Annotated in this window: 1 pseudogene; it reads right to left on the bottom strand. The window is 30.2% G+C overall.

Annotated elements, in window-relative coordinates:
• Nucleotides 1-185: 185 nt before the first annotated feature.
• A pseudogene (locus LF845_RS11765) lies at nt 186-625 on the bottom strand (transposase); the annotation flags it as partial.

Here is a 625-nt window from a genome sequence, read left to right on the forward strand (position 1 = left end):
ATAGATTGATTTGCATCTACAATAGGCTGCCTTCCAATAAATATCCTTTCGTTATTCATTAAGATAATCCTTATAGTAACAAATTATACAGCAATAACAGATAAGACAAAATAATCATATTATTTTATTTTAAATAATACCATATTTGCAATACAAACTCAAATTCTGTAGTCTCCCCGTTTTTTTCATACTATATGGCATAGTGAACTTTTTGGGAACAAGAAATCTTCTATTGTCAGTTGTTTTAGTTTATTTTTCTTTCGTCGCCTGTGAAGATATAATGTCTTAACTCCAGCAAAAATATTTCTTACACCCCTTAAAAGTGTATAATAAATAAACTGAGGTCGTTTCTTCTTTTCGGGTTTTGAGGCAAGAACTACTTCTTCTCGTAATATTTCATCTTCATTAATATCAACCAGTACAGACCAAGCAAGCATTACTGCACCAAGCATTGACCTTATTGAATTAAAATTTCTTATTATTGATTTCTCTATGCCAAAGCCTTGCTTTTCAAATCTATAACTTTCTTCTACTCCCCAACGTCTATAATAGCCACGTATTCTCCTCTTAATTTCTTCTGATTTACTTAAATGTCCATTGGTTAAAAATATATGGGATTCTTTAT

Source organism: Deferrivibrio essentukiensis (genome assembly GCF_020480685.1).
GTDB lineage: Bacteria > Chrysiogenota > Deferribacteres > Deferribacterales > Deferrivibrionaceae > Deferrivibrio > Deferrivibrio essentukiensis.